The organism is Neobacillus rhizophilus (assembly GCF_018343535.1).
GTDB lineage: Bacteria > Bacillota > Bacilli > Bacillales > Cytobacillaceae > Neobacillus > Neobacillus rhizophilus.
This window is the reverse complement of record NZ_JAGYPF010000002.1, coordinates 743,013-767,310: the sequence shown is the minus strand read 5'-3', so window position 1 is coordinate 767,310 and position 24,298 is coordinate 743,013. Positions and strand designations below refer to the sequence as shown.

Below are 24,298 nucleotides of genomic sequence, written 5' to 3'. Positions count from 1 at the left end.
TATTCTTGTTTAGATTGGCTCAGCCTATTTCTATTTGGCTAATTCATAGAGCTTTAAACCTAACTCTTCTAGATCTGACTTTACAAGCAATACATCACAGTATCCTCGTGGCAGCTCCTTATAGCCACAGGCTAAGCCCGCCAGTCCACCGGCGATTGCAGCAACTGTATCGGTATCATAACCTTCGTTGGCAGCACCAATCACCACGTCCAAGAAGGATTCGCAGTTGAGGAGCCAGTATAAAACCCAATGCATGGTGTTCACAACGAAACCATCCGGCGGAGGCGTGGGTATTTGCCCATTTAGAGCAGGTTCATAGATGGTTCCCTTGATTTCGGCTTGGATGGCCTCCTTCAGCCCTGCACCATGAAGGACTTGATAGGCGACTCGGTTATAGATGACACAAGCTTCATCGGCTAAGGAGTCGTAGTGCGTCATTTTTGATTGTTCTCTTGTCACCGTTTCTACTTTATCGAGGTCGCGATAGGCTAAGGCAACTGGCAGACAGCGCATTAAGGTGCCATTGCCTGCGGATTTGCCGCCTAGGTATTGGTTGTGTGCTTTTTCGGCAGCAACTGCCCAGCTGCCTTCACCATATGTACTTAATACCGCACGAATGATATTGCCGATATCTTTAGGGTTCGTCGCATACCATTTTAAAAATTCTTCCCCAATCAACTCGATCGGGCTTTCTGGGTTCTTTAGGATCCCCTTTGTAACAGCCACGGTCATCGCCGTATCGTCAGTGGTTTCCCCTTTTGCCAGATTCCAGACCCCGCCGCCGATAATCCCGGTCACCTTCCCATATTTTCTGCGAATTTCTTCCCTTGTTAAAAATTCTGTCGTGCCGCCCATTGCGTCCCCAATGGCCAGACCGAAAAGGGCACCTTTAATTTTGTCTAACATAACTTCACCTCTTCGTTGATCAAAAGATATGGTGCATGAGTGGGGCTCTTACGCCGCGGAAATGATGCATAAGAACCGTCCCCATGCATCATCCAAACTTGTTAATAATGCTAGCTACTAACGGGCTTGTCTTTTCTGGGAGATTTCCGATGTCAAAAAATCCAGCGTCTAATGTTTCATGGCCATCAATTTTGATATTTGCGTTTTTAATATCTTTTGATTTGTATGCAATCGTGATGGGATAGAATTGGTCGCCATTTGGTAGCTCGACAAAATACTGTTTTCCTGAAAAGACCCCGGCCAGCTCGAGTTGGCCAATTTCAACTCCGGTTTCTTCGAATACTTCGCGTCTCGCCGCTTCTTCCGCTGACTCACCTAATTCCAGCAGACCACCAGGCAGCCCCCACATTCCGTTGGGTCTTTTTTGGAGAAGAAGCCTTCCCTGATTATCGAGTGCACCCACACAGGCACCGACCAATATCAGCGGCCGTGTTCCAACAATTTTCCGTAAATCTTCTATGTATCCCATTTAAACCTCCAGTTAATTGTTTATATTTATTGTTATTAATTCGGGAAACATCTATTACATTCCTCCATACTAAAGGACAAACCTAAAAAGCAATACAGGCACAGACGGGACAATTGTCTGCCTGAGGCGGACACCGTCCACGTGCAGTGCCTGACACCCTCTATTACTGACCATTGTAATCCCAAAGAATACACCATTTTTCTTTTTCTTTGACGGCGAAGACCTCTTGTTTGAGTTCGAAGTTGCCGTATTTTCCTTTATAGGTTTGGGTGACCAGGATTTTGTAGATATTTTTGAAAGCAGGCCCTTCTTTCGACATTTCCCATTTATCCAGTTTCTCAGCACCATCAAGTGTATAGGTAAATGTTTCAACCCCGAAATGATTCATGAATACATGCGCGCGATCCTGAATATAGGCGCCTTTGCCAAATCTTTTCTTCATCTCGGAATGGAACAGCGCCCAGGAACTGGCGAAATCTCCCTGCTGCTCATATTGATAAAACTCATTCACCACAGCCACTGCCTGTTGGTCCGATGAAACAAAAACACATCTCACCAGCATCAAAACCGCAGCTATCAACAAAATCCCCATAAACAGCCCTTTTACCGGTACATTTCTTCTCCTCATGATGCACTCCTTTACGATGGAAAAGCCTATATACCAAAGAATATGTCTTAACACGTCCAAATAGTATCACTTTAGACCAGGCGCCGCCGGGACAAGTTTCCACCCTGGGCGGACATTTGTCCACGGCCGGTTACTGACACACTTATTGACAGCCCTATAATAATCATCAAAATGAATGGGAAATATAGAATTACCTATTGCAAGTTTATTTAAATGCGAATAATATTATAAAGTATTTATTCTATCGTTCGTGTTTTGGAGGAACTAAGATGTTTAGACTTACAGAAAATGGTACAAACTGGAGAACAGAAATGATTGCGGGGATAACTACTTTCTTTACGATGGTGTATATCGTCGTGGTAAACCCTGTTATTCTTGCCGATGCGGGTGTTCCGTTTGATCAGGTTTTCACTGCCACTATTTTAGCTACAGTTGTGGGCTGTCTATGGATGGCGCTGTTCGCCAACTACCCTATCGCCATCGCGCCAGGAATGGGGCTGAACGCCTATTTCGCCTATTCCGTCGTCGGTGGTCAGCACATCAGCTACACTACCGCCTTTGCTGCTGTTTTTGTGGCCGGGATTATTTTTGTCATCTTGTCATTAACTCCCCTCAGGGAAAAATTAATTGAAGCCATTCCGGAGAATCTGAAGCATGGAATTACCGCCGGGATTGGCCTTTTTGTCGCTTTTATTGGCCTGCGATTGACCAAAATTATCGTTGCAGACCCAGTTAATCTAGTCCGTCTCGGCAATCTACATTCAGCATCTGCTCTATTAACAATTTTAGGACTAGCCGTTACTCTTATCCTTATGGTTTTAAGAGTGAACGGGGCTTTATTTTTCGGGATGATTATCACTGGAATTGTTGCCTTTTTCACCGGACAGCTTTCCTTTGATAAAGGCTTCCTTTCCTTCCCTTCACTTCCAGAAGGGCTGATGGTCGCCAATCCGATCACAGCGCTTGGCGATGTCGTTCATCACAGCCTTTACGCGGTTGTTTTTTCTTTCATTTTAGTAACGATATTTGACACAACCGGAACGATGGTCGGGGTTGCAAACCAGGCGGGATTAATGAAGGATGACAAGTTGCCGCGGGCACGTCACGCTTTGCTATCGGACTCCGTGGCTACCGCCATCGGCGCAATGTTTGGGACGAGCCCAACCACGGCCTATATTGAGTCAACATCTGGGGTTGCTGCAGGCGGCCGGACTGGCTTGACCACTCTTACGGTTGCCATTCTGTTTATCCTATCCGCTTTCTTTGGACCGGTTGTCGGTGCCGTTTCGGGCATTTCCGCCATCACTTCACCGGCGCTCATTATCGTCGGCAGTCTGATGATGGGCAACATTGCAAAAATTCGCTGGAGCGAGCTTGAAGAATCGTTCCCTGCTTTCTTGACGATTTTGGCTATGCCGCTCACTTCGAGCATTTCAACTGGTATCGCCCTTGGTTTTATCAGCTATCCGCTGTTAAAATTGGTCAAAGGAAAAGGGCGTGACGTACACCCGCTTGTCTATGTTTTTGCGGTGCTGTTCTTTATCCAGCTTTCCTTTTTACAACATTAACAAAACACTTATACCTATATGCAAAAAGTCCAATCCGCAATCGAATGCGAATTGGACTTTTTTAATTTACTATGGGTAAAATTTCCTCATTATAAACGGGTCCTCTTAGAAATGATGCACAAGAACCGTCCCCATGCATCACTTAGTACCGCTGCTCTTGGTGCCAGTTCCAGGCGTCGGCGATGATCCGTTCTAGGTTGCGTTCTGCTTTCCAGCCGAGTTCGTTGTATATCTTATCTGAAGATGCGACGAGTCTTGCCGGGTCGCCGGCACGGCGGTCAGCCATTTCGACATTGGACTTCACACCTGTTACGCGTTCGCATGTTTCTATTACTTCTTTAACAGAGTAACCAAGCCCGTTTCCAAGATTGTAAATCTCGGCCGATTTCTTTTCAGATAACAGCGCCTCTAGAGCAAGAATATGGGCCGAAGCCAAATCGGTGACATGAATGTAATCGCGGATACATGTGCCGTCTTCCGTATCATAATCCGAACCGAACACCGAAATCTTTTCGCGCTGGCCTAACAGTTGCTGAAGAATAATCGGAATCAAGTGCGTTTCCGGATCATGGCTTTCCCCAATCACAGCCGATTCGTGAGCACCCGCCGCATTAAAATAGCGCAGTACAACATAATGTAAATCATAGGCTTTTGAAAAATCAGCCAAAATCTGCTCGATCATCAACTTTGAATGGCCATACGGATTGATTGGTGCCGTTGGCGTTGCTTCATCGATGATGTTCACATTCGGAATCCCGTAAGTAGCCGCTGTGGATGAAAAAATAAAGTTTTTAACATTGTGTTTCATCATAACCTTTAATAAAGTTAAAGTAGAAGCAACGTTATTTTGATAATATTTCATTGGGTCCACGACGGACTCGCCAACGAGGCTGTTTGCCGCAAAATGCATCACTGCTTTTATCGGATAACTATGGAATATCATATCTAAATCTTCTTCATTGCCAAGGTCGCCTTTGACAAAAATCGCCTGGTCGTCAACGGCTTCGCGATGGCCGGTAGACAGGTTGTCCAATACGACGACTTCATCTTTTTCAACTAATTCTTTCACAAGATGGCTGCCAATATAACCTGCGCCGCCTACAACAAGGATCATCATTCATTTCCCCTTATATAAGATTCACGTGACCTAAGTATTATACCATATTAAAAAAATGATGCTCCATTTTCGGTTTCACCGTATTTTTTCCAAAAGCTTTAGAAAAGGCACTTCTCGCCCAAAAGGCCGGATCCATAGGCAGAATGGACTAGGCCCGAACCAATTCCTCGTCTGGCCATAGGATATATATGATTAAATAATGAAATGGAGGAGATGAAATGAAGATTTATTTAGATCCGGGTCATGGCGGAAATGACCCCGGTGCTCAAGGAAATGGTCTGAATGAGAAGGATGTCACCTTGGATATTGCATTGAAGCTGCGCTCCATTTTAGTCAATGATTTTGAAAACGTACAAGTAAAAATGAGCCGTGAAAGTGACATTACAAAAAGTCTGGGTTCCCGGACAAGCGAGGCTAATAGTTGGGGCGCTGACTTTTACCTGTCCATCCACATCAATTCAGCGGGCGCTTCCGCTCAAGGCTATGAGGACTATATTTATAACGGCCTTTCGAGATCCTCAAGAACTGCCCGGATCCAAAGTATTATTCATGCAGAAGTGTTGAAGGTAAACGAGTTAATTGACCGCGGCACGCGGCAGGCCAATTACCATGTGTTGCGTGAGTCCAATATGGAAGCCGTATTAACGGAAAATGGCTTCATTTCTAATGCTCATGATTCTGCGTTAATGAAGCAGGATGCGTGGCGGCAGAAGGTGGCTCAAGGTCATGCGAACGGTCTTGCAGCAGCCTTTAATCTTGTTCGAAAAAACAATCCCGCTCCCGCTCCGCAGCCTTCTCCAGCTCCAACACCGGCTCCTGCACCGCAGCCTGCTCCAGCGCCTGCGCTGTCAAATCCCGGGTCCGGAACCCTTTTTAAAGTCTATTCCGGTTCGTTCAAGTCACGAGAAAATGCGGATGAACGCGTGGCCAAACTGCGGTCGATGGGATTTGATGCCTTTGTGGTAACTACGACAATTTCTAGTGGGACGTGGTACCGCGTTCAGGTTGGAGCATTTGCAAACCGTGAAAATGCCGAACAGCGCTTGAAAGTCGTGCAAATTGCAGGATTTAATGATTCCTTCATTATTATCGAAGGTGGCGGAGGAACTGCTGCAAGCCCGGCAGGAGGAACAAGCAGCACAACGGATAATTCCGAGGCGACTGACAACAATACTGCGGGTAACGCTCCTAGTCCAGATGTCGGCAGCGTCACAAATGAAGCGAGTGAATCTGCCCCATTAGGCACCACTGACCCGAATATCGGCACTTCTTTAGGGAGCGATTCTGAAACAAGCAGCGGCTCTGACACAGTCATTGAAACCCCGAGTCCCCTTGTTCAAGATTCATCTATTAACTCAATTTTTGGACCAACCTTCTTATCGCCAGAGCATATGAACCGATTTGTAAAAACAGTCAATCCAAGCGCCCCTGATTTGGGAAGCCTTTATTTAAAATATGGCGAATATTACGGAATTCGAGGGGATATCGCGTTTGCACAGGCCGTTCACGAGACAAACTTTTTCCGATTCACTGGCGTCGTCAAGCCGGGGCAGGACAACTTCGCCGGCATTGGAGCAACCGGGCCTAACAATCCAGGTGCCAGCTTCCAAACACCTGAAGAAGGGGTAATCGCTCATTTGCAGCACTTGTTCGCCTATGCGACCACGAATCAACTTCCAAACCAATACCCATTAGTGGACCCCCGATTCCACCTTGTCAACAGGGGTTCTGCCGCGACTTGGACCTCCTTAAATGGCAAGTGGGCAGTACCGGGAACCACCTATGGTCAATCTGTTTTAAACCTTTATAAACGGATGGTGAATTTCTCCATTCAAAATCTGGATAGTATTCAAAAGGAGATACAATATTAAGGAGAGTTCCCACTAATTAAACGTTTGGCGAAAAACAAGCAGTAGTTTCCCCTATTTTCATAGTTGGCATTATCTAATTTGGAAGCCATAAGAGTTGATTGATTTACTGATTTTTTCAAAAAAAAGCATATTTCCTCTTCAAACGTTTGATTAGATTTTGCTTTAGCCCTTTTTTTAAAAAGGGCTTTTCTTTTTTTAACTGATTCCAGAATAAATTGTTCCACAGCCTGTCCTTTGGGGGATTTTTTTCATAAATAAAAGGTGGAAAGGGTAAAAAGCTGGCTGACACCAGCCCGAACCTTGTCCACCTTTTTTTCATAAGATATAGGTGAAATAAGAATGGAGGTGATGAAATGAAGATATATCTTGACCCAGGCCACGGCGGCACCGACCCGGGCGCCCAGGGCAATGGCTTGAATGAGAAGGATGTGACGCTCGATATCTCGCTTAGACTGCGCAACATTTTAATCAATCAATATGAAAATGTTGAAGTAAAGATGAGCAGGGAAAGCGACATCTCGAAAAGCTTGAGCGCTCGGACAAATGAGGCAAATGCTTGGGGTGCCGACTATTATTTGTCGATTCACATAAATGCCGCTTCAAGCGCTGCGCAAGGATACGAGGATTATATATATAACGGCCTGTCAGATTCCTCGCAAACGGCAAAGTACCGCGAAATAATCCATGGGGAAGTCGTAAAAATGAACCAACTGATCGACCGCGGAATGAAAAAGGCCAACTTCCATGTGCTCCGCGAATCGACCATGCCGGCAATGCTGTCGGAAAACGGCTTTATTACGAATGCGCATGATGCTGGGCTAATGAAACAGGCAGCGTGGCGCCAGGATGTCGCTCAAGGCCATGCAAACGGGCTTGCCAAGGCTTTTAATTTGCAGCGTAAACCAGCCCCTTCCCCACCGCCTAGCACCGGCACGCTTTACAAAGTAATCGCCGGATCGTTCCAGTCCAAAGAAAATGCGGACAAGCAGGTCGCCCTGCTGAAGTCGAAAGGATTCGAAGCGTTTGTCGATACCGTTGTCATCAGCGGAACAACCTGGTACCGAGCTCAGGCTGGGGCCTTCTCCAGCCGTGAAAATGCCGAAGAGCGGATGAACACCATTAGAAATGCCGGATTTCCGAATGTGTTCATTTCAGTGGAATAAGCCAGTAATTTAATAGGAACAGTCAGCCCGCCTTTTGGAGCGGGTTTTTTTCATCGGTGTTTGCCATCACCAATACTGCCTCCATTGTTGCCTCCTGCATTAGTGTCTTTCCATTATTGCCTTAAATTGGTGCCTGACACCAGCCGTGGACATTTGTCCGCCCCACATGGACACTTTTTATTGTTCCGCAGTTTTTTTGTGCTAGCACAATATATTTGTTGTATAACAGTATTTGGGAGTGACTTTCATGCTGAGAAGGATTAAAATCATAGATAGGATTTTTTTTAGTTTAGCTAGTTTAGGAGGTACTCCGTTATGAAGCTTAATAGTGAAGAAATTGAAATTCTGAAAATCATTGAAGAGAACCACAAAATTTCAGCGGCGACAATCGCGTCCATGGTCATGAGCAACGAGGAAAAGGTCCGTGAAACGATTAAGAAGCTGGAACAACAAAAAATCATCATGAGCTACCCAACTTTGATCAACTGGAGCAAGGTTGAGGGGCAGGAACATACTATTGCCATGATTGAGGTAAAGGTAACACCGAAGCGCGGGGTAGGATTTGACGAAGTGGCTCAAAGAATCTCCCGCTTTCCGGAGGTATCCTCCTTGTATTTGATGTCAGGTGCCTACGATTTATCGATTACCGTTGAAGGAAGAACCATGCACGAAGTTGCTTCCTTTGTTTCTGAAAAATTGTCGCCAATCGAAAGTGTTGTTTCCACCACCACCCATTTCATGCTGAAAAAATACAAGCATGATGGCGTTCGTTTTGACAGCGGCGATGAAAAAGATCGCAGAATGGTGGTCACACCATGACTAATGGCGTTTCGAACTATCTTTCATATACAGCTAAAGAACTTAAGCCGTCACCAATTCGAAAATTTTTCGATTTGGCAGCCAGCATGGAAGGCGTCATTTCGCTAGGTGTTGGGGAACCAGACTTCATCACTCCTTGGAACGTGCGTGAAGCAACGATTCTTTCCATCGAGCAAGGCTTCACATCCTATACGGCAAACGCCGGCTTATTGGAGCTGCGTGAGGAAATTTCAGCCTATCTACAGAGAGGCTTTAACGTGGACTACAATCCCGTTAACCAAATCATCGTCACCGTCGGGGCGAGCGAGGCAATCGACCTTGCCTTTCGGGCGATTGTAAACCCTGGCGATGAAGTCCTTATCGTGGAACCGTCGTTCGTTTCTTACGCTCCATTGGTGGCGTTAGCAGGCGGAACACCGATTCCTGTATCCACTTCACCTGCTAACGGTTTTAAAATTACGGCTGAACAAATCGAAGCAGCCATTACAGAAAAAACAAAAGCCATTTTAATTTGTTCGCCAAACAATCCAACGGGAACTGCGTTAACTCGTAAGGAACTTGAGGAAATTGCTAGAACAGTTGAAAAGCATGATTTAATTGTCGTGATGGATGAAATTTATGCGGAACTGACCTATGATGAGGAGTTTACTAGCTTTGCCGCCATTGATGGCATGTATGATCGGACGATTTTAATTAACGGTTTTTCCAAAGGCTTTGCGATGACAGGCTGGAGGCTGGGATTCTTGGCTGCTCCTGCTGAATTTGTCGGGCATATGCTAAAAATTCACCAATACACTACCATGTGCGCGCCGCATATGCTTCAGCACGGAGCCATTGAGGCACTGCGCAACAGCTACCATGAGGTTGAATCTATGCGTAATAGCTATCGCCGACGCCGGAATTATGTGGTCGATACCCTGAACAATATCGGGCTGGACTGCCATGTTCCTGGTGGAGCCTTTTATGTATTTCCATCGATTAAGGCAACCGGCCTGAGCTCCGAGCAGTTTGCCGAGAAACTGCTGATGGAGGAAAAAGTGGCCGTTGTACCTGGCAATGCCTTCGGGGAAAGCGGCGAAGGGTATATCCGCTGTTCATACGCTACCTCGATGGAACAGCTGCAAGAAGCTTTGAAACGGATGCAGCGGTTTGTGGAGCGCCGAGTCGGTGCTGTCGTGAAATAATTATAAAGGTTCGGGCGGGTTCTCATGGGACCTGCCCTTTTTTGTTGTTGTCGAACTTTAATTTGCCGAAATTAACCAGATATTCGCTGGTTTTCGGAGTTTATTCGCCAAACTGGACAGGATATTCGCCGATTTTTAAAAGTTATTCGCCAAACGCCTTTAGAAGTGTTCACAACAGGTATTATTTTTTCAAAAAAAATGCCCGACACCGCCCTCTAAGGCTGGTATCAGGCACTTTCCCAAAACATTATCCAATATAAAAGCCAATTTTCCCTAACTGTTCTGCTTTTTCCATCCGCTCGAAGGCCGCGCCGAATTCCTCTAATGAGTACATGCGGTCAACCACCGGTTTAATTTCATGCCTCGTAACGAATTCCAGCATTTCCTTGTATTCCTCGCCGCTGCCCAAAGTGGAGCCAAACAATTTGTACTGGCCATAGAAAAAATCGCGCAGGTTGAATTCAACGACATCACCCGCCGAAGCACCAAAAGTCACAATCGTTCCGCCCGGGCGGAGCTGCTTTAATGACTTATTAAAGGTTGCCGCACCGACGCACTCGATGACAAGGTCCATTTTTTCGCCATTAAGCGCCTGCTCCCAGTCTTCGTTGCTGTCAAACGCCTGATCCGCACCAAGTTCGAGGGCCTTCGCACATTTTTCCGAAGAACGGGAAGTCACGTATACAGTCGCGCCTGCCGCTTTGGCAAACTGCAGCAATAAAGTCGCGACGCCGCTGCCGATGCCGGGGATAAGCACCTTCATTCCTTCGTGAACCTGACCCTGTGTAAATAAAGCCCGGTAGGCTGTCAGCGCCGCCAATGATAGCACACCAGCTTCCTCCCAGCTTAAATAGCCAGGTTTCAAAACAACATTATCGGCCGGGACGACCACCTGCTCAGCAAAGGTTCCGTGGAACGGGAGTCCAAGAATTTCAAACCCTGCTGGCGGGGCATCGCTCTTTTCCTTCCAGCCAAGGCTTGGATTGATCAGCACCTCATCGCCCACCTTGACGCCAACAACACCCTCACCGACTCCATCAACCACGCCGGCGCCGTCCGATCCGATGATAAGCGGCGGGTCCGTCGGTTTATGACGCACAAGCACGAACAAATCCCGGTGATTTAGGCCTGCTGTTTTTAGCTTGACCCGAACCTCACCAAATCCCGGCTTCAACTCTTCCATATCACGAACAGCCAGTCCCTCAAAACCAGCCCTAACCGCATGCACAACTGCCTTCATTTTCCTCACTCCAATCCAAATTTTTTTATAAAAATATGTACTAAATCCATAATACTCTGAAAATGATTTTTTTAAAATATTAAGAAAGGGAGGATCTTTAAAACAGCGACCCTCCTTTTTTAAAATTAAATCCCGACAACGTTCGCTTTTCCCACATTCCCATTTAACACATGAATTAAATTGTCAGCCGCCATATGTGCCATTCCCAGGCGTGTCTGGACGCTGGCACTGCCAATGTGCGGGAGCGCTACTACGTTCGGCAGGGTTAACAAAGGGTTATACAGCGAAACCGGCTCCTGCTCAAAAACATCAAGGCCGGCGCCCCAAATGACGCCGTTTTTCAAGGCATCGGACAAGGCATCCTCGTCGACAATCCCACCACGGGCAGTGTTAATGAGAATCGCGTTCTTTTTCATCAGGGCTAATTCTTCCTTACCAATGAGATGATGCACCTCTGCGCTGTATGGAAGCATCAGACAGACATAATCCGACTGCTGCAGCAAGCCTTTGAGGTCTGTGTACTCGATACCAAGCTCTGCCTCTTTTTCCGGCTTTCTCGTTCGGCTATGGTAAAGGACCTTCATATCAAAACCTTTCGCCCTTTTTACGAGGGCTTCGCCAATCCGTCCCAAACCAATAATGCCGATGGTCGCGCCGTATATGTCCTGGCCGGTCATCTGCATGAGTGACCATGACCCCCACTTGCCGTTATGTAATATGTCCGAAGCCTCCACAACCCTTCGCGCAGTGGCCATCAGTAGGGCAAACGTCAAATCGGCAGTCGTTTCCGTAAGAACGCCGGGTGTATAACCCACCTTGACACCCTTTTCAGCCGCAGCCTGGACATCAATGTGGTTATAGCCAACCGAGCAGGTGCTAACCATCTTAAGCTTTTTTGCCCTCTCGAAAACCTCTTTGTCAATTGTGTCCGTGATAAAACAATAAAGGCCATCGACGTCTGCTACTTCCTTCAATAAGATCTCCCTTGGGACAGGGGTTTCTTCTTCTCCCCACATTCTTACCTCATACTGACTTGAAAGCCTTCTATAGAGTTCTTCCGGCAGTTTCTTCGTCACATAAACCGTTTGCTTCAACCTTCACGCCACCTTTCAAGAGAATCGTATTTATTCCATTCTACTTCAAAATAAATTAATAGAACAAATATAAGAGTAGGGGACGGGTTTTCAACACTCATCCGCTGAAATGTTAATTCTTACAAAAAATTAATATAGGACAAATGGATTATTTTGGCGAAATATGTTATTATTTATCATAATGTTTTGTAAAGGAATGATAGGATAATGGTACATAATGTTTGGAAAAAAGGAACAATTGTTGCGGCTTTAGGACTTTCTTTGTCTGCATTTAGCCCTATTGCATTGAACGAAGCATCTGCTGCTACAACAAACTCCGCTCAAAAATTGGTAGATTCATTGAAGGCATTAGGTTTGAATCAAGTAGACTATTTATATGCTTATCTGCAATCTGTTAACCTTACAGACAGCGAATTCAATGATATTGTGAAGAATGCTGAACAAGCTGCAGCAAAATTACAGTCGGTTTCATCACCTGAAAATCTTTCAGATGCTGACCGTGCAGAGGTTGGCCGCTTATTTTTAGACAGCGCCCAAAAAGCCCATTTACAAGTTGCATTTGTTGATAAAAACGGTAACGCCATTGACCTTAGCAAGCTTAGCCTAGAAAATGCCAAGACTTTAAACATTCAGGTTAAAGACCTTAATGGCAACCTATTAGCCGTTATTGATCCAAAATTATCTGATTTCACTGCATCTGCTTTAAACACGAAGCTTGTTGCACTGAAAACAGCAGTCGAAGCGAAGAAAAGCCTTGAAGCGTCTGGAAAGTTTGTTCCAATGCCGGCTTCTCAATTACCAGAAACAGCTACAGATCTTCCACTTGGCATGGCGATTGGCGGTCTCTTAATTGTTTTAGGCGGAATTGCTTTTGTACCTGCTGTGAGAACGATCCGCAGAATGGAGAGTCAAGCTTAAGCCATGAAATCTTCCAGGAAGAAAAAGAAAAATAGAGTGAAATGGATTTTACTTGGAATTCCCGCATTACTCATCATCGCAGGGGCAGCAACGATTGGATTCTTCGGCTGGGAAATGACAAAGGAAACGGCTCTATTAGCTAAAACCGTCATCAAGCCTTACAAGCCTGAGCAAAGCGCCAGGAAATTTAACACTGAGGCGTGGCCAACCCTGCCGGAACCGGGCTCAAAATTAGGAGAACTATCCATTTCTTCTCTTAATTTAAGTTATCCTGTTGTTCAAGGAACACATGACAACGAACTGAAAATGGGGGTTGGCCATATGGCGGGGAGTACTCTTCCTGGCCAGGGCGGCCACGTGATTTTAAGCGGCCACCGGGACACTGTTTTTAGAAAACTGGAAAACTTAAAAGTCGGGGATGACATTACATTCACGACCCCATACGGCGATTTTATCTACGAAACAACCGAGTTTAAAATCGTTGACGCGGCAGATGAAACCATAGCGGTTCCAACCGATTACGAAACACTAACGTTAACGACGTGCTATCCATTTCATTTTATCGGAAACGCACCACAGCGCTTTATCGTTTATACGAAACTAAAAACGAATCCACTTTTACAAAGTGCGCATTCATAGAGAAAAAGACCGTTTCAGCATTGAACGGTCCTTTTCTTTTCTTCAGTTTAAATAAATAAAGCTCTTCTTCGCATTAAGCTTAGCAGAATGGGTCCCAGACCCTCAGTACATTAATGGCAAAAACAGCCTCTCCCTATTTCCATAAGAGCTATATTTGCAGTTTTAGAAATAGCAACTCGATGAAGCTAAAATTAACGAACCTCAACAAACTTATCATTTTGAACCCGTTCAATCTCTTCCTCTGTTAATTGGAAATAGGAAGCAATCTCATGATTACGGGTGGGCTGTGGAAAAGCCCTTCTTCTTAATGAACCATATTTCCGTTTATTATAGGTACTCCACCATAATAATGACAGCGTAATTAATCCACTGTACAAAATGGTAAAGTTAACAATGGCATTAGCATTGGAAATACTCAGCCAATAAAATCTTAAACTAAAATCTGATCCAAGATGGATCACAAAATAATAAAGAAATAACAAAAGAAAAAGCCAGCCAAAAATGGTCAATAGAATATCAAGGCACTCTCTAGCTTTAGACCTATTAAGTTTAATAATCATGGGCTTCTCCTTTCTTTTTTATAAGTGGAGTCCACGATCTGGACTCTCCCAGGTAGCAAACTCATCTTTACTTTCTTTTAAAATTTTGATTCCTTTAGGCAATGCCACGATGACTAACAATGCATTTATATGCCAATAAATGATCGGATACCAAATGCCCCACAACAAATAGAGTAAAATCCCTTTCTCGTACCTGCTTTCAATAAAAAGAGCAACTAGAAATTGCAGCAAACAAATAATCGAGAGATAATTTCCAATCCACATGATAGGAACTAAATTATTTTGCAGAAAAATAGCTTTGTATAAAAAAATAATTGCCGAAATAAACCAAATAACGGACCATAGAATACTTAACACTTGTTCAATATAGATTGGATAAAGCCTTCTCTGCCGCCAGTCTAAAAAGATGTCTCGATGACGCAAAATGACTTCAATTCCACCCTGTGTCCATCTCAATCGTTGCTTACAAATCCCCTTGATTGTCTCAGGGACCAGCATCCAACAAAGAGCCCTTGGTTCATAACGGACATCCCAAAACCTCCTTTGCAGCTTCCAAGTTACCCCTATATCATCAGTGATTAGATCGGTATCCCACATTCCAGCGTCCAACAATGCTTTTTTTCTAAAAACAACAAAAACACCGGAAACAGTCATTACTTTCCCTATTATTCTCTGAGTCCTTTTAATCAGCCCGATAATACTGGAATATTCAACTAGTTGAACTTTAGAAAGCAGACTTGTCCGATTTCTAATACGAGGATTACCAGTTACGGCGCCGACCCTCTCCCCATTATGCGGGGTGATAAAATGAGGGATAATATATTTTAGGGCATCCTTATCCAGGATCGCATCGCTATCAATGGTTGCAATGAGTTCCCCTTTTGAAGCTAGAACTCCCTGTTTTAAGGCATTAGCCTTTCCTTTATTGTCGACAACATTTACGACACGTAATTTTGAATTCAAATGTAATAATGATTTTAAAATTTCAAGTGTTCGATCATTACTGCCATCATTGATGACGATTACCTCATAATGGGGATAATTCAAATGTGAAACGTAGTTTATGGTTTCTTCAATTGTTTTTTCCTCGTTATAAGCAGGGATTAATAAAGACACAAATGGTAATTCCTCATCACGATAATCTGGAAACTCCTGATTTCGCTCTTTCTTTACAAAAAAGATTAAACTGCCAATAATCCACAATACTCCCATAGCTAATGGATAATAAAATAGGAAAAGAACTAGTACCGTTTTCAACGTATCACGCCCTAATGGTAAGTAAAATTCAATAGATATAGTGCCATAGATATAGATAAAGACCCTTTCATATAGTTCTATCGACATATTTCTACTTATTATTATAGAAAATTACCACCATAAGAGCAATTTGCAACTTTCGACACATTTCTACGTTCTCTCTTATTTTTTAGCAAGTTTAACGCAGTAAAGCGCCGGGTTGTTTTGAAGAGACCTAGTTAAATAAGACAAAGGAAAAAGCACCCCCTGGATCGTATTTAAATAATACGTAACTCAGGAGGTGTTTTCTTATGGGGAAGAAAAATGCTTACTCAGAAGAAGTTAAAATGGCTGTTATTGAGATGAAATTAAGTGGTGAGTATTCAAACCGTGAGATTATGGACAAATTTGGAATAACAAATGTTACTCAGGTCAAAAGGTGGATGCAGTGGTATCGTGAAGGACAAAAATATCGTTTGGCACAGGGGATTGGTAAACAGTACAGTTATGGGAAGGGTCCCGAAGAATTATCTGATATGGAAAAATTAAAGAGAGAAAATGAGTATTTAAAGGCACAATTAGAAATTTTAAAAAAGTACCAAGAAATCGAGAGGAGTTGGTTCCAGAAGCTGTAGTTACCTTAGTTGAAAAATTAAAGGAAAAATATTCTGTAACCTTTCTTTGTAGGTGCCTAGGTATCCCGAAATCAACTTACTATAGATGGAGGAATCAAGGTCCAAAAGGTAAAACTGAACTCGAAATACAAATCACTGAAATTTGTAAACGTCATAAATTTTTAATTGGTCATCGGACAGTTAAAGCCTGGTTATTACGTGATTATAAAAGGAAAGTTAACCGAAATACTGTCCAACGTATTATGCAAAAATATAATCTCCAATGCCAGGTGAAGCCTAAACGTAAGAATAATATAGCTGGAGAAATTAAGATAGTAGTCCCTAACCATTTAAATAGAAATTTTACTTCTTCTAAACCAAATGAAAAATGGGTTACAGATATTACTTATCTGCCATTCGGCCAATCTATGTTGTATTTAAGTACAATCATGGATTTATTTAATAATGAAATAATCGCATACCGAATTAGTACCAGCCAAGATGTGTCTTTAGTGGTAAACACATTAAAAGACGCTGTAGAAGGCCGTGATACGAGTGGCTTAATATTACATAGCGATCAGGGAGCTCAGTATACGTCCCATTCATTTCAAAGAATAGCAAAAGAAAAAGGCATTACCACAAGCATGTCCAGGAAAGGCAATTGCTTGGATAATGCCGTTATTGAATCCTTCCACTCCACCATAAAGTCGGAAGAATTCTACTCTCAAGGAAGAGAGTTTCTTACAAATTCTATTGTAATCGAAAGAGTTGAGAAGTTCATCAATCATTATAATCAAACACGACTTCAGGCAAAATTAAACTACCTGTCCCCTATTGAGTTTAGGGAACAGGCAGCATAAATTGGTGCTTTTTCGTTGTCTCATTTTAATAGGTCAGTTCAGTTTTGACCCGGCGCTTTACTGTGTTGATGACTTGGGGCTTAGGCCCCTAGCAGTTTGTTTAGGTAGGTACGCGTAGTTTCTGGTGTGTTGAAGTGGACGCCATATTGGCATAATTCGTTTGACAGTTCTTCTTTCCAAATGACGGTTCCCGGGAGGAGGATTTTGTCTTCTAATACATCTGAGTTAAGGGAGTAAATGACTTCTTGGTCATTCCTTAAGTGTAAGTTTGAAATAAATCTTAAGCCTCCAGGGCCAACGTTCTCGACGATGACGATGACATTTTCCAATTTTGCTTCAACATTAATAAGAGTCAGTTCAGATTCCAACGGAAAATGGATGTTGACCCTGAAATCCTTCTCTTTCATTTTTAAAGCCATTGTAACCTAATCCCCTTACTTACGATTTTTATATAAAAAATTCTATGAATAATACTAATAACGGCTGTTTTCCAATCCCCGTTGAGCCTTTTTTTCTATTTTTTATATAAAAATCGATGCATGGGGACGGTTCTTGTGCCTCAGTGAGGCACAAGAACCGTCCCCATGCATCAGTTATACTCCTTTTCAAAAGCCAGTTTTAGCTTTTTTATTATTCTTAAGTGGAGTTGGGAGATTCGTGATTTGTGCAGGCCGAGGATTCTGCCAACTTCGCTCATGCTTAAGTTTTCTTCGTAAATAAGGGACAGGATTATTTTTTCCTTTTCTGGCAGCTCATCGATGAGGGAGGAGAGGATTTGGCTGCGCTCTTTCTCTTCTACCTGCTTTGCCTGGTCCACAACGGAATTATCGGAAAGAAAATCCCTTTTGAGAACAGTTTCCTCACCGCTCTCGACTGGCTCATCCAATGAGGTTTGTTTTTCAAAGGTGGCCTGGGTAAGAATATCCTTGCACTCTTTCTCACTCATCTTTAAAAATTCGCTGACTTCTTTGAGGGTAGGCTGCCTGAACAACGTTTGTTCTAATGTTTCGAAGGCTTTCATAACTTCTTTTTCTTTTTTCCGCAATGTCCGTGACAGCGGGTCGTTTCGGCGCAGTCCGTCATAAATTTCGCCGCGAATCCGCTGGGTCGCGTAGGTTTCAAACTTGATATTATCACGCTGGCTGTATCTGCGGAAGGCATCCAATAAACCCATCATTCCAAACGAAACAAGCTCGTCCTCCTCAACATGGCGGGGCAGGCTTCTTTTCATAGCTTTGACAATTTTATAAACTAATGGCAGATAGCGATTAAATAACTCTTCTTCATGCTGTTGCTTCAACGGTACCTCCTCCTCTCCCCTAGATACTGTTTATTTTTTTACCACAAATTGAGACATCTTTTGGATAAACCCTTTGATTCCGGTGGATGCTTGGCGGTAACCGCCATCTCCATGCAAATAAATATTCACCATGTCCTTCATCCACTTAGCCGCCTGGGACTTCGGATAGTTCAGGTAAAATGGCGTCTGCTCGAGAACGGATTGAAATACAAGGGAATCATTCGGCATTAACCCAAGAATCTCAATCTCTTTATTTAAAAATCGTTTCGTCACTGTCCGTACCCTGCCGGCAATCGCGATTCCTTCCTTGGAATTGGCGACACGGTTGACCACTAACCGAACGTTGAGACTTGCGTCCTGGTGATGCAGAATTTTAATCACTGAATAAGCGTCGGTAATGGCGGTCGGTTCCGGTGTTGTTACTAGGATAATTTCATCCGCCGCGAGATGGATGCGCTGCGACTCCTTGGAAAGTCCCGCTCCTGTATCAAACAGGATAATATCAGCGTACCCCTGCAGTTTTCCAAGTTCGGCAAATAAATAATTGGCATCATCATCGTTTAAATCCAAAATTCTCTCAAATCCGCTGCCGCCGGAAATCAATTCAAGACCATTTGGGCCTTTTTCAAGGATTTCCCAGATGCCTTTTTTCTCCTTCACTAGATCAATGAGATGGTGTCTTGGAGTCATGCCCAGTAAAATTTCCAGGTTGGCCATGCCAATATCAAAATCAATTAGGACCACCTTTTGTCCGGATTCGCTCAGGCTGAGGGCAAAGTTTAATGCAAAATTGGATTTGCCAACCCCGCCTTTGCCGCTTGTGACGGATATGACCTTTGTTGCTTTTTCGTGTTGTGGAACTGCATCTGTTATTGGTGTTATTTCGCGCCGGGCAAGAATTGCCGCTTCGGAAGCTGCTCCACCACGGGCCTTTATCGCCGCTTCAGCAGCTGGTTCCTGCTCCCTGCCATTAAAACGCTGATACAATTCTCTCAGTCTCTGCGCCTGATCCTGCACGTTCATCTACTCCCATTATCTTTTTCGCCATATATTGCGCCTCTGCAAGCATGATGTCCTCGGGAACCCCCTGTCCCAAACTCAGGAAAGATATAGGATAGGGATAGTGATACACCAGATTTAACGCTGCCCCGAAGCAAGTGCTTTCATCCCACTTCGTCAGGATGACTTTGTCGATCTGCAGTGATTTCATTCTTTCCACAATCTGCTTCATATCTTTCCACCTTGAGGTCATGCTGAGCACAAGGTGATTTTCTTGCTTGGGCGCACTGGAGAGAAGCTCAATCATTTGCTCAATATATTGCTCCTCCAGATAATTCCTGCCTGCCGAGTCCATAAAAATCATCTGGCAATGCTCTAGACGCTCCATTGCAAGCTTCACGTGCTCAGGACTATCAGCGACCTCAATCGGCACATTTAAGATATTTGCGTAGGTCCGGAGCTGCTCCACTGCAGCAATCCGAAACGTATCTGCGGTTAATAGCCCAACTTTTTTGCGCTGATATAACACCTGCCTGGAAGCGAGCTTCGCAATCGTGGTCGTTTTCCCGACGCCCGTTGGGCCTAACAGAGTAATCATGTTGACCTCTGAATCAAGCCCAACAGGTGCGATGCCGTCCTGAAACAGTCGCGTTATGGTATCTTGGACCATTTCCCCCACTTGTTGTTCGCTTAGTTCCTCTAATGAAGGGGATCGGCCGATGATTTTCTTTTCAATAAAACGAATGACTTCCTCGTCAACCTCCTGCTCCTCTAACCGGGCCAACCATTTCTGAAGCTTTTTCCCCGAAGGTTTGGCCGCCATAGGCGCTTCATTTTTTGAAAAGTTCTCCAGCAGCTTCTCCACGTTCTCCAGCCGTTTCAGCACTTCCGATTCCGCTTGCAGCTGTTTTGTCACCGACAGCTCCTCAGCCTTCTCTTTCACCGCCTCCGAAGCCGCAATCACTTCAAACTGCTTTCGTTGAAAAAGACCGAAAATCCCGCCCGTTTTGATTTCCTTTGTGTTTAGAATGACGGCATTCTCGCCCAGCTCCTGGCGAATCAGTTGAATCGCCTGCGGCAGGGAATCAACTATATATCTCTTAATCTTCATTAGGCAACCACTCCAGCATGTTGAAAATGAACGACACCAATATTTTGTACTTCGACATCAGATTCCAGCTCGTTGAACGAGATAACGGGAATATCGGCATTAATCCGCTCGACAATTTGTTTAAGATACATCCGGATCGCCGGCGAAGTCAGGATAATCGGCTGAATCCCTACGTTAACCACCTGTTGTACAGTGTCATTAATGGCATGAACAAGCTGCTGAATTGTTTGTGGATCCAGCGTCAAATACACTCCTTGCTCCGTTTCCTGAACATTCTCGGAAATGACCTTTTCCAAATTGGCATTAACCGTAATGACTTGAATCATTTTATTGACGGCCAATTGGCTGGTAATTTGCCGTGCGAGTCCTTGTCTCACATATTCGGCCAAATAGTCCGGATTTTTTGTAAAAACGGCCCAATCAGCAAGTGTTTCTAGAATAACAGGCAGATTCCGGATCGAGATTTTTTCTTTTAACAGCTTTTGCAAAACCTTTTGAATCTGTCCGACCGATAATAACTGTGGAACCAATTCCTCCACCAAGGATGGGTAATGTTCCTTCGCCTTATCAAGGAGCTGCTTTGTCTCTTCTCTTCCTAAAATTTCATGCGCATACCGCTTGATTGTTTCCGCAAGATGGGTAGTAATAACGGATGAAGCATCGACAACAGTAAATCCAAAAATCTCCGCCTTCTTCTTCATCTCTTCCTGAATCCATAAAGCCGGGAGTCCAAACGTCGGCTCGGTTGTTTCAATTCCGGCAATACCATGATCCTCATCCTCCGGCGCCAGCATCAGGTAATGGTTGAGGAAAATTTCCCCTCTAGCAATCTCGTTTCCTTTTAATTTGATGACATACTCATTCGACTCCAAATTGACATTATCGCGGATCCGGATAATCGGAATGACCAGTCCCAATTCCAAGGCAACCTGTTTTCGAATCGCAATCACGCGGTCCAAAATGTCCCCGCCCTGGGAGGTGTCGGCTAATGGAATCAATCCTAAACCAAACTCAAATTCAAGTGAATCGACATGCAGCAGGTTAAGCACATTCTCTGGGCTATTTTCTTCTGCAGGGGGAGCCTCATTAATCTCCTCCAGTGCCTCTTCCTCTTTTTCTTTTGCCTTTTGCATTTTATAAGCAGCAAACGCGAGCAGACCGGCAATGCTCCAGGTTAATAAGATGCCGATTGGCGTCACCAGCCCAAATAAGGCGATACAGCCAGCGACCACATAGATCAGTTTTGGATAGGCAAATAGCTGCCGGGTCAAGTCGTCGCCGAGGTTGCCGTCGGAGGCTGCGCGGGTCACAATAATACCGGTTGCTGTTGAAATGAGCAGGGCAGGAATTTGGCTGACAAGACCGTCCCCGACAGAAAGCAGGGTAAACGTGCTTGCGGCCTGAGCAAAATCCATCCCCATCATCGTCATCCCGATGATGAAACCGCCAATAACGTTGATAAACAGAATAATGATTCCGGCGATGGCATCGCCTTTAACGAATTTACTCGCACCGTCCATAGCTCCGTAGAAATCCGCTTCCCTGCCGACCTTTTCCCGTCTCGCCCGGGCATCCTTCTCGCTGATGAGTCCGGCGTTTAAATCGGCATCGATACTCATCTGCTTACCAGGCATCGCGTCCAAGGTGAAACGAGCCGCCACCTCTGCGACCCGCTCGGAGCCTTTCGTTATAACGAGGAATTGAATAATAATCAGAATCAAAAAGATGATAAAACCAATGACAGGATTCCCACCGATGACGAATTCCCCAAAGGTCGCTACGACCTGGCCCGCATGACCGTGCGAAAGAATAGCCCTTGTGGTCGATACATTCAACGCCAAGCGAAAAAGAGTCGTGATCAGTAAGAGAGAAGGAAAAATAGAGAAATCTAAAGGCTCTTTTGTATTCATTCCCACCAATAAAATCGTAATCGACAGCGATATATTGATAATCAGCAAAATATCCAACAGAACCGGCGGCAAGGGAATGACCATCATAACGACAATCAGCAATACCGCAAGGAGAACGGAAATATCTTTAAATTTCATCTTTTCACCTTCTTTCTTCAAAATTTTCCTTTTAACCGATATACATAGGCCAAAATCTCTGCCACCGCTTTAAATAAGTCCTCCGGGATTTCCTGGCCGATTTCTACATTTGCATATAACGCTCGCGCCAAAGGCTTATTCTCTGTCATGATGACGCCATTTTCTTTAGCGATTTCTTTGATTTTTTGTGCCATGAAATCCACACCCTTAGCCAAGACTATCGGCGCGGATGATTTGGAAGCATCATAGGAAATGGCAATCGCATAATGAGTCGGATTGGTGATGACGACATCCGCAGTTGGTACGTCCTGAATCATCCGGTTCATCGACATCTCCCGCTGGAGCTCTCTGATTTTCCCTTTTACCAACGGGTCCCCTTCGCTCTTTTTATGCTCATCCTTGATTTCCTTGATCGACATTCGCAGCTTCTTATCATGGTCAAATTTTTGAAAAATAAAATCAGCCACTCCGATGACGACATACAAAACAGAGGTAATCAGTCCCAGTTTGACGATAAAGGTAAACAGGTAGGAAATCATTTGTGCAGCTCCCATTTGTGAAAGCTGCAGGATGGTTCCTATTTCTTTTTTTAAAAGCCAGTAGGAAACGCCACCCATCAAGGTGATTTTCAGGATATTTTTCAGCAGCTCCACCAGCGTGCGCATCGAGAATATCCGTTTCGCCCCTTCGATGGGGTTTAACTTTTTCAGGTTGAATTTAAGGTTTTCTGTTGTAAATAAAAAGCCGATTTGGATGTAGTTTGAAAATAACGCCGCCACGAACGAGACGAGCAAAACCGGCAAGACAATTTTAAAACAGAGCATTGTTAGGTCTGCAAACAGCTTATGGGTACCAGCCGGTGACAGCTCTCCTATTAAATAGGAAGTAAAAAGTTTGCGGAACAGAAAAAGCAGCTGAGTCCCAAGATATTTTCCGTAAATAAGAAGAAATAAGAAAAAGGCAGCAAGCATCAAAGACGAAGAAAGCTCTATACTTTTGGCCACTTGACCCTTATTTCTCGCTTCCCTTCTTTTTTGCGGGGTTGCTTTTTCCGTTTTTTCCTCTGAGAAAAATTGCAAATCTACTGTCAGGTAAAATGAACCCTTGGCCTTCATGATGACGCCCCCATGATGCGAATCATCTGGCTGAGTGATTCCACCATTTCTGAAAACAATGTATTGAGCAATAGGAAAAAGCTCGGCAGTGCGATGAGCAGAACAAGAAAATGAACTCCTATTTTCAAGGAAAACCCGACCACCATCAAATTGATTTGCGGGGACGTTTTCCCGATGATCCCCAACACCAAATCCACCAAAAATAGAGTGAAGACGATGGGGGCCGCCAGTAAAAAGGCAATCACAAACGAGTTTTTGAAAGTTTCCAGCATGAACGTTGAGATTCTTCCGTCCGTAAACGCTGGCACAAGCGCTTCAACCGGAATCCAGCGGTAGCTTTCCAATACTCCTTGGAGCAGCAGGTGATGGCCATTCATCGACAGGAGAAACAGGGTCGCCAGCACATTTTTCAGCCTGCCTGTTAAGTTGGCATTTGTACCCGATTGCGGATCAAAAACCGCGCCCATGGAAAAACCCGCCTGCAGGTCAATAAGAGTGCCTGCCAATTGGATGGCGTAAAAGAGAATCGATGCGATGAAGCCGAGACCCAAACCTACTAAACTTTCTTTTATAAGCAGCACAATATAGCCGCCTGAAAAAGCCAGTGGGGCATGTGACGGTTCCACAGAAATGAATACAATGACCGCCAGGAAAAATGAGAGTCCAATCTTAAAGGGTGCCGGAATTGTTCTCATCATAAACACTGGTACCGTGATGAAAAAACAGCTGACACGTGCCAGGATAAGCAGAAAGTCGGGAATTTGATTCAACCAGTCCAT

The 24,298-nt window shown here is 44.4% G+C and carries 24 protein-coding genes; 8 read left to right on the top strand and 16 right to left on the bottom strand.

The features are described 5' to 3' along the window. Window positions 1-30: 30 nt before the first annotated feature. The 3 genes from KHA99_RS11515 to KHA99_RS11505 all read right to left on the bottom strand — a co-directional run bounded on the left by KHA99_RS11515 (window position 31) and on the right by KHA99_RS11505 (window position 2,063). Entirely contained in the window at window positions 31-906 is an 876-nt protein-coding gene (locus KHA99_RS11515; protein WP_213117585.1) for an ADP-ribosylglycohydrolase family protein, read from the bottom strand. Between the two features lie 88 nt (window positions 907-994). Next, window positions 995-1,435, bottom strand: a complete 441-nt coding sequence (locus KHA99_RS11510; protein WP_213117584.1) for an NUDIX hydrolase — start codon at window positions 1,433-1,435, stop codon at window positions 995-997. A 163-nt stretch (window positions 1,436-1,598) separates the two neighbouring features. Further along, on the bottom strand, window positions 1,599-2,063 hold the full coding sequence (locus tag KHA99_RS11505) for a hypothetical protein (protein ID WP_249366598.1): 465 nt from the start codon (window positions 2,061-2,063) through the stop codon (window positions 1,599-1,601). Between the two features lie 269 nt (window positions 2,064-2,332). Here KHA99_RS11505 and KHA99_RS11500 point away from each other — a divergent pair, with 269 nt between their 5' ends. Beyond that, window positions 2,333-3,631 (top strand): NCS2 family permease, encoded by a 1,299-nt coding sequence (locus KHA99_RS11500; protein ID WP_213117583.1) that lies wholly within the window; start codon window positions 2,333-2,335, stop codon window positions 3,629-3,631. A gap of 142 nt (window positions 3,632-3,773) precedes the next feature. Here KHA99_RS11500 and galE read toward each other — a convergent pair whose 3' ends face one another. Then, window positions 3,774-4,745, bottom strand: coding sequence for a UDP-glucose 4-epimerase GalE (gene galE, locus KHA99_RS11495; protein ID WP_213117582.1), 972 nt, complete (start codon window positions 4,743-4,745; stop codon window positions 3,774-3,776). Between the two features lie 221 nt (window positions 4,746-4,966). Here galE and KHA99_RS30780 point away from each other — a divergent pair, with 221 nt between their 5' ends. Further along, window positions 4,967-6,619, top strand: coding sequence for an N-acetylmuramoyl-L-alanine amidase (locus tag KHA99_RS30780; RefSeq protein WP_249366597.1), 1,653 nt, complete (start codon window positions 4,967-4,969; stop codon window positions 6,617-6,619). Here the strand turns inward: KHA99_RS30780 and KHA99_RS11480 are convergent. Next, complete coding sequence (locus KHA99_RS11480) at window positions 6,616-6,843, bottom strand: hypothetical protein (protein ID WP_213117581.1); 228 nt, start codon at window positions 6,841-6,843, stop codon at window positions 6,616-6,618. The genes KHA99_RS30780 and KHA99_RS11480 overlap by 4 nt on opposite strands. Before the next feature lie 129 nt (window positions 6,844-6,972). Here KHA99_RS11480 and KHA99_RS11475 point away from each other — a divergent pair, with 129 nt between their 5' ends. The 3 genes from KHA99_RS11475 (at window position 6,973) to KHA99_RS11465 (ending at window position 9,785) form a co-directional block, all read left to right on the top strand. Continuing rightward, on the top strand, window positions 6,973-7,782 hold the full coding sequence (locus KHA99_RS11475) for an N-acetylmuramoyl-L-alanine amidase (RefSeq protein WP_213117580.1): 810 nt from the start codon (window positions 6,973-6,975) through the stop codon (window positions 7,780-7,782). A gap of 315 nt (window positions 7,783-8,097) precedes the next feature. Then, on the top strand, window positions 8,098-8,601 hold the full coding sequence (locus KHA99_RS11470) for an Lrp/AsnC family transcriptional regulator (protein WP_213117579.1): 504 nt from the start codon (window positions 8,098-8,100) through the stop codon (window positions 8,599-8,601). Beyond that, window positions 8,598-9,785 carry an aminotransferase gene (locus KHA99_RS11465; RefSeq protein ID WP_213117578.1) on the top strand — a complete coding sequence of 396 codons (1,188 nt, stop codon included), beginning with the start codon at window positions 8,598-8,600 and terminating at the stop codon, window positions 9,783-9,785. The genes KHA99_RS11470 and KHA99_RS11465 overlap by 4 nt, the downstream gene beginning before the upstream one ends. A 247-nt stretch (window positions 9,786-10,032) precedes the next feature. Here the strand turns inward: KHA99_RS11465 and KHA99_RS11460 are convergent, their stop codons facing one another. Next, on the bottom strand, window positions 10,033-11,025 hold the full coding sequence (locus tag KHA99_RS11460; protein WP_213117989.1) for a zinc-binding dehydrogenase: 993 nt from the start codon (window positions 11,023-11,025) through the stop codon (window positions 10,033-10,035). 125 nt (window positions 11,026-11,150) lie between these two features. After that, window positions 11,151-12,119, bottom strand: a complete 969-nt coding sequence (locus KHA99_RS11455; RefSeq protein WP_213117577.1) for a 2-hydroxyacid dehydrogenase — start codon at window positions 12,117-12,119, stop codon at window positions 11,151-11,153. A gap of 207 nt (window positions 12,120-12,326) precedes the next feature. Here KHA99_RS11455 and KHA99_RS11450 point away from each other — a divergent pair, with 207 nt between their 5' ends. Further along, window positions 12,327-13,037: a cell wall anchor protein gene (locus KHA99_RS11450; RefSeq protein WP_213117576.1), complete on the top strand. Its 711-nt coding sequence runs from the start codon at window positions 12,327-12,329 to the stop codon at window positions 13,035-13,037. 3 nt (window positions 13,038-13,040) lie between these two features. After that, window positions 13,041-13,676 (top strand): class D sortase, LPxTATN-specific, encoded by a 636-nt coding sequence (gene srtD, locus KHA99_RS11445; protein WP_213117575.1) that lies wholly within the window; start codon window positions 13,041-13,043, stop codon window positions 13,674-13,676. A gap of 191 nt (window positions 13,677-13,867) precedes the next feature. Here the strand turns inward: srtD and pgaD are convergent, their stop codons facing one another. Together pgaD and pgaC are read right to left on the bottom strand one after the other, a co-directional pair. Beyond that, entirely contained in the window at window positions 13,868-14,236 is a 369-nt protein-coding gene (gene pgaD, locus KHA99_RS11440) for a poly-beta-1,6-N-acetyl-D-glucosamine biosynthesis protein PgaD (RefSeq protein ID WP_213117574.1), read from the bottom strand. 18 nt (window positions 14,237-14,254) lie between these two features. Next, window positions 14,255-15,493 (bottom strand): poly-beta-1,6-N-acetyl-D-glucosamine synthase, encoded by a 1,239-nt coding sequence (pgaC, locus tag KHA99_RS11435; protein WP_249366596.1) that lies wholly within the window; start codon window positions 15,491-15,493, stop codon window positions 14,255-14,257. 290 nt (window positions 15,494-15,783) lie between these two features. Between pgaC and KHA99_RS11430 the strand changes: the two genes are divergently transcribed. Next, window positions 15,784-16,946, top strand: a protein-coding gene (locus KHA99_RS11430; protein WP_213117572.1) for an IS3 family transposase whose coding sequence is annotated in 2 segments (ribosomal slippage) — window positions 15,784-16,063 and window positions 16,063-16,946 — 1,164 coding nt in all. Because the reading frame shifts where the segments join, the coding sequence is not laid out codon by codon here. A gap of 80 nt (window positions 16,947-17,026) precedes the next feature. Here the strand turns inward: KHA99_RS11430 and KHA99_RS11425 are convergent. From KHA99_RS11425 to fliR, 7 genes are all read right to left on the bottom strand, one after another. After that, window positions 17,027-17,365 carry a PilZ domain-containing protein gene (locus KHA99_RS11425; RefSeq protein WP_213117571.1) on the bottom strand — a complete coding sequence of 113 codons (339 nt, stop codon included), beginning with the start codon at window positions 17,363-17,365 and terminating at the stop codon, window positions 17,027-17,029. A gap of 170 nt (window positions 17,366-17,535) precedes the next feature. Then, a complete protein-coding gene (locus KHA99_RS11420) occupies window positions 17,536-18,246 on the bottom strand; it encodes a FliA/WhiG family RNA polymerase sigma factor (RefSeq protein ID WP_213117570.1) in 711 nt (236 codons plus the stop codon). A gap of 30 nt (window positions 18,247-18,276) precedes the next feature. Continuing rightward, the gene (locus tag KHA99_RS11415; RefSeq protein WP_307852045.1) at window positions 18,277-19,263 is read right to left on the bottom strand and encodes a MinD/ParA family protein; all 987 of its coding nucleotides are present in this window, start codon (window positions 19,261-19,263) and stop codon (window positions 18,277-18,279) included. After that, entirely contained in the window at window positions 19,217-20,356 is a 1,140-nt protein-coding gene (locus tag KHA99_RS11410) for a flagellar biosynthesis protein FlhF (RefSeq protein WP_213117569.1), read from the bottom strand. The genes KHA99_RS11415 and KHA99_RS11410 overlap by 47 nt, the downstream gene beginning before the upstream one ends. After that, window positions 20,356-22,404, bottom strand: coding sequence for a flagellar biosynthesis protein FlhA (gene flhA, locus KHA99_RS11405; protein WP_213117568.1), 2,049 nt, complete (start codon window positions 22,402-22,404; stop codon window positions 20,356-20,358). The genes KHA99_RS11410 and flhA overlap by 1 nt, the downstream gene beginning before the upstream one ends. Before the next feature lie 17 nt (window positions 22,405-22,421). Continuing rightward, window positions 22,422-23,519: a flagellar biosynthesis protein FlhB gene (gene flhB / locus KHA99_RS11400; protein WP_213117567.1), complete on the bottom strand. Its 1,098-nt coding sequence runs from the start codon at window positions 23,517-23,519 to the stop codon at window positions 22,422-22,424. Then, the gene (gene fliR, locus KHA99_RS11395) at window positions 23,516-24,298 is read right to left on the bottom strand and encodes a flagellar biosynthetic protein FliR (protein ID WP_213117566.1); all 783 of its coding nucleotides are present in this window, start codon (window positions 24,296-24,298) and stop codon (window positions 23,516-23,518) included. Before fliR ends, flhB begins: the two co-directional genes overlap by 4 nt.

What these genes read in the sequence shown, in the direction of transcription:
- KHA99_RS11515 (WP_213117585.1), bottom strand. Translation starts at nt 906, where the DNA reads ATGTTAGACAAAATTAAAGGTGCCCTTTTCGGTCTGGCCATTGGGGAC.
- KHA99_RS11510 (WP_213117584.1), bottom strand. Translation starts at nt 1,435, where the DNA reads ATGGGATACATAGAAGATTTACGGAAAATTGTTGGAACACGGCCGCTG.
- KHA99_RS11505 (WP_249366598.1), bottom strand. Translation starts at nt 2,063, where the DNA reads ATGAGGAGAAGAAATGTACCGGTAAAAGGGCTGTTTATGGGGATTTTG.
- KHA99_RS11500 (WP_213117583.1), top strand. Translation starts at nt 2,333, where the DNA reads ATGTTTAGACTTACAGAAAATGGTACAAACTGGAGAACAGAAATGATT.
- galE (WP_213117582.1), bottom strand. Translation starts at nt 4,745, where the DNA reads ATGATCCTTGTTGTAGGCGGCGCAGGTTATATTGGCAGCCATCTTGTG.
- KHA99_RS30780 (WP_249366597.1), top strand. Translation starts at nt 4,967, where the DNA reads ATGAAGATTTATTTAGATCCGGGTCATGGCGGAAATGACCCCGGTGCT.
- KHA99_RS11475 (WP_213117580.1), top strand. Translation starts at nt 6,973, where the DNA reads ATGAAGATATATCTTGACCCAGGCCACGGCGGCACCGACCCGGGCGCC.
- KHA99_RS11470 (WP_213117579.1), top strand. Translation starts at nt 8,098, where the DNA reads ATGAAGCTTAATAGTGAAGAAATTGAAATTCTGAAAATCATTGAAGAG.
- KHA99_RS11465 (WP_213117578.1), top strand. Translation starts at nt 8,598, where the DNA reads ATGACTAATGGCGTTTCGAACTATCTTTCATATACAGCTAAAGAACTT.
- KHA99_RS11460 (WP_213117989.1), bottom strand. Translation starts at nt 11,025, where the DNA reads ATGAAGGCAGTTGTGCATGCGGTTAGGGCTGGTTTTGAGGGACTGGCT.
- KHA99_RS11450 (WP_213117576.1), top strand. Translation starts at nt 12,327, where the DNA reads ATGGTACATAATGTTTGGAAAAAAGGAACAATTGTTGCGGCTTTAGGA.
- srtD (WP_213117575.1), top strand. Translation starts at nt 13,041, where the DNA reads ATGAAATCTTCCAGGAAGAAAAAGAAAAATAGAGTGAAATGGATTTTA.
- pgaD (WP_213117574.1), bottom strand. Translation starts at nt 14,236, where the DNA reads ATGATTATTAAACTTAATAGGTCTAAAGCTAGAGAGTGCCTTGATATT.
- KHA99_RS11425 (WP_213117571.1), bottom strand. Translation starts at nt 17,365, where the DNA reads ATGGCTTTAAAAATGAAAGAGAAGGATTTCAGGGTCAACATCCATTTT.
- KHA99_RS11410 (WP_213117569.1), bottom strand. Translation starts at nt 20,356, where the DNA reads ATGAAGATTAAGAGATATATAGTTGATTCCCTGCCGCAGGCGATTCAA.
- flhA (WP_213117568.1), bottom strand. Translation starts at nt 22,404, where the DNA reads ATGAAATTTAAAGATATTTCCGTTCTCCTTGCGGTATTGCTGATTGTC.
- flhB (WP_213117567.1), bottom strand. Translation starts at nt 23,519, where the DNA reads ATGAAGGCCAAGGGTTCATTTTACCTGACAGTAGATTTGCAATTTTTC.
- fliR (WP_213117566.1), bottom strand. Translation starts at nt 24,298, where the DNA reads ATGGACTGGTTGAATCAAATTCCCGACTTTCTGCTTATCCTGGCACGT.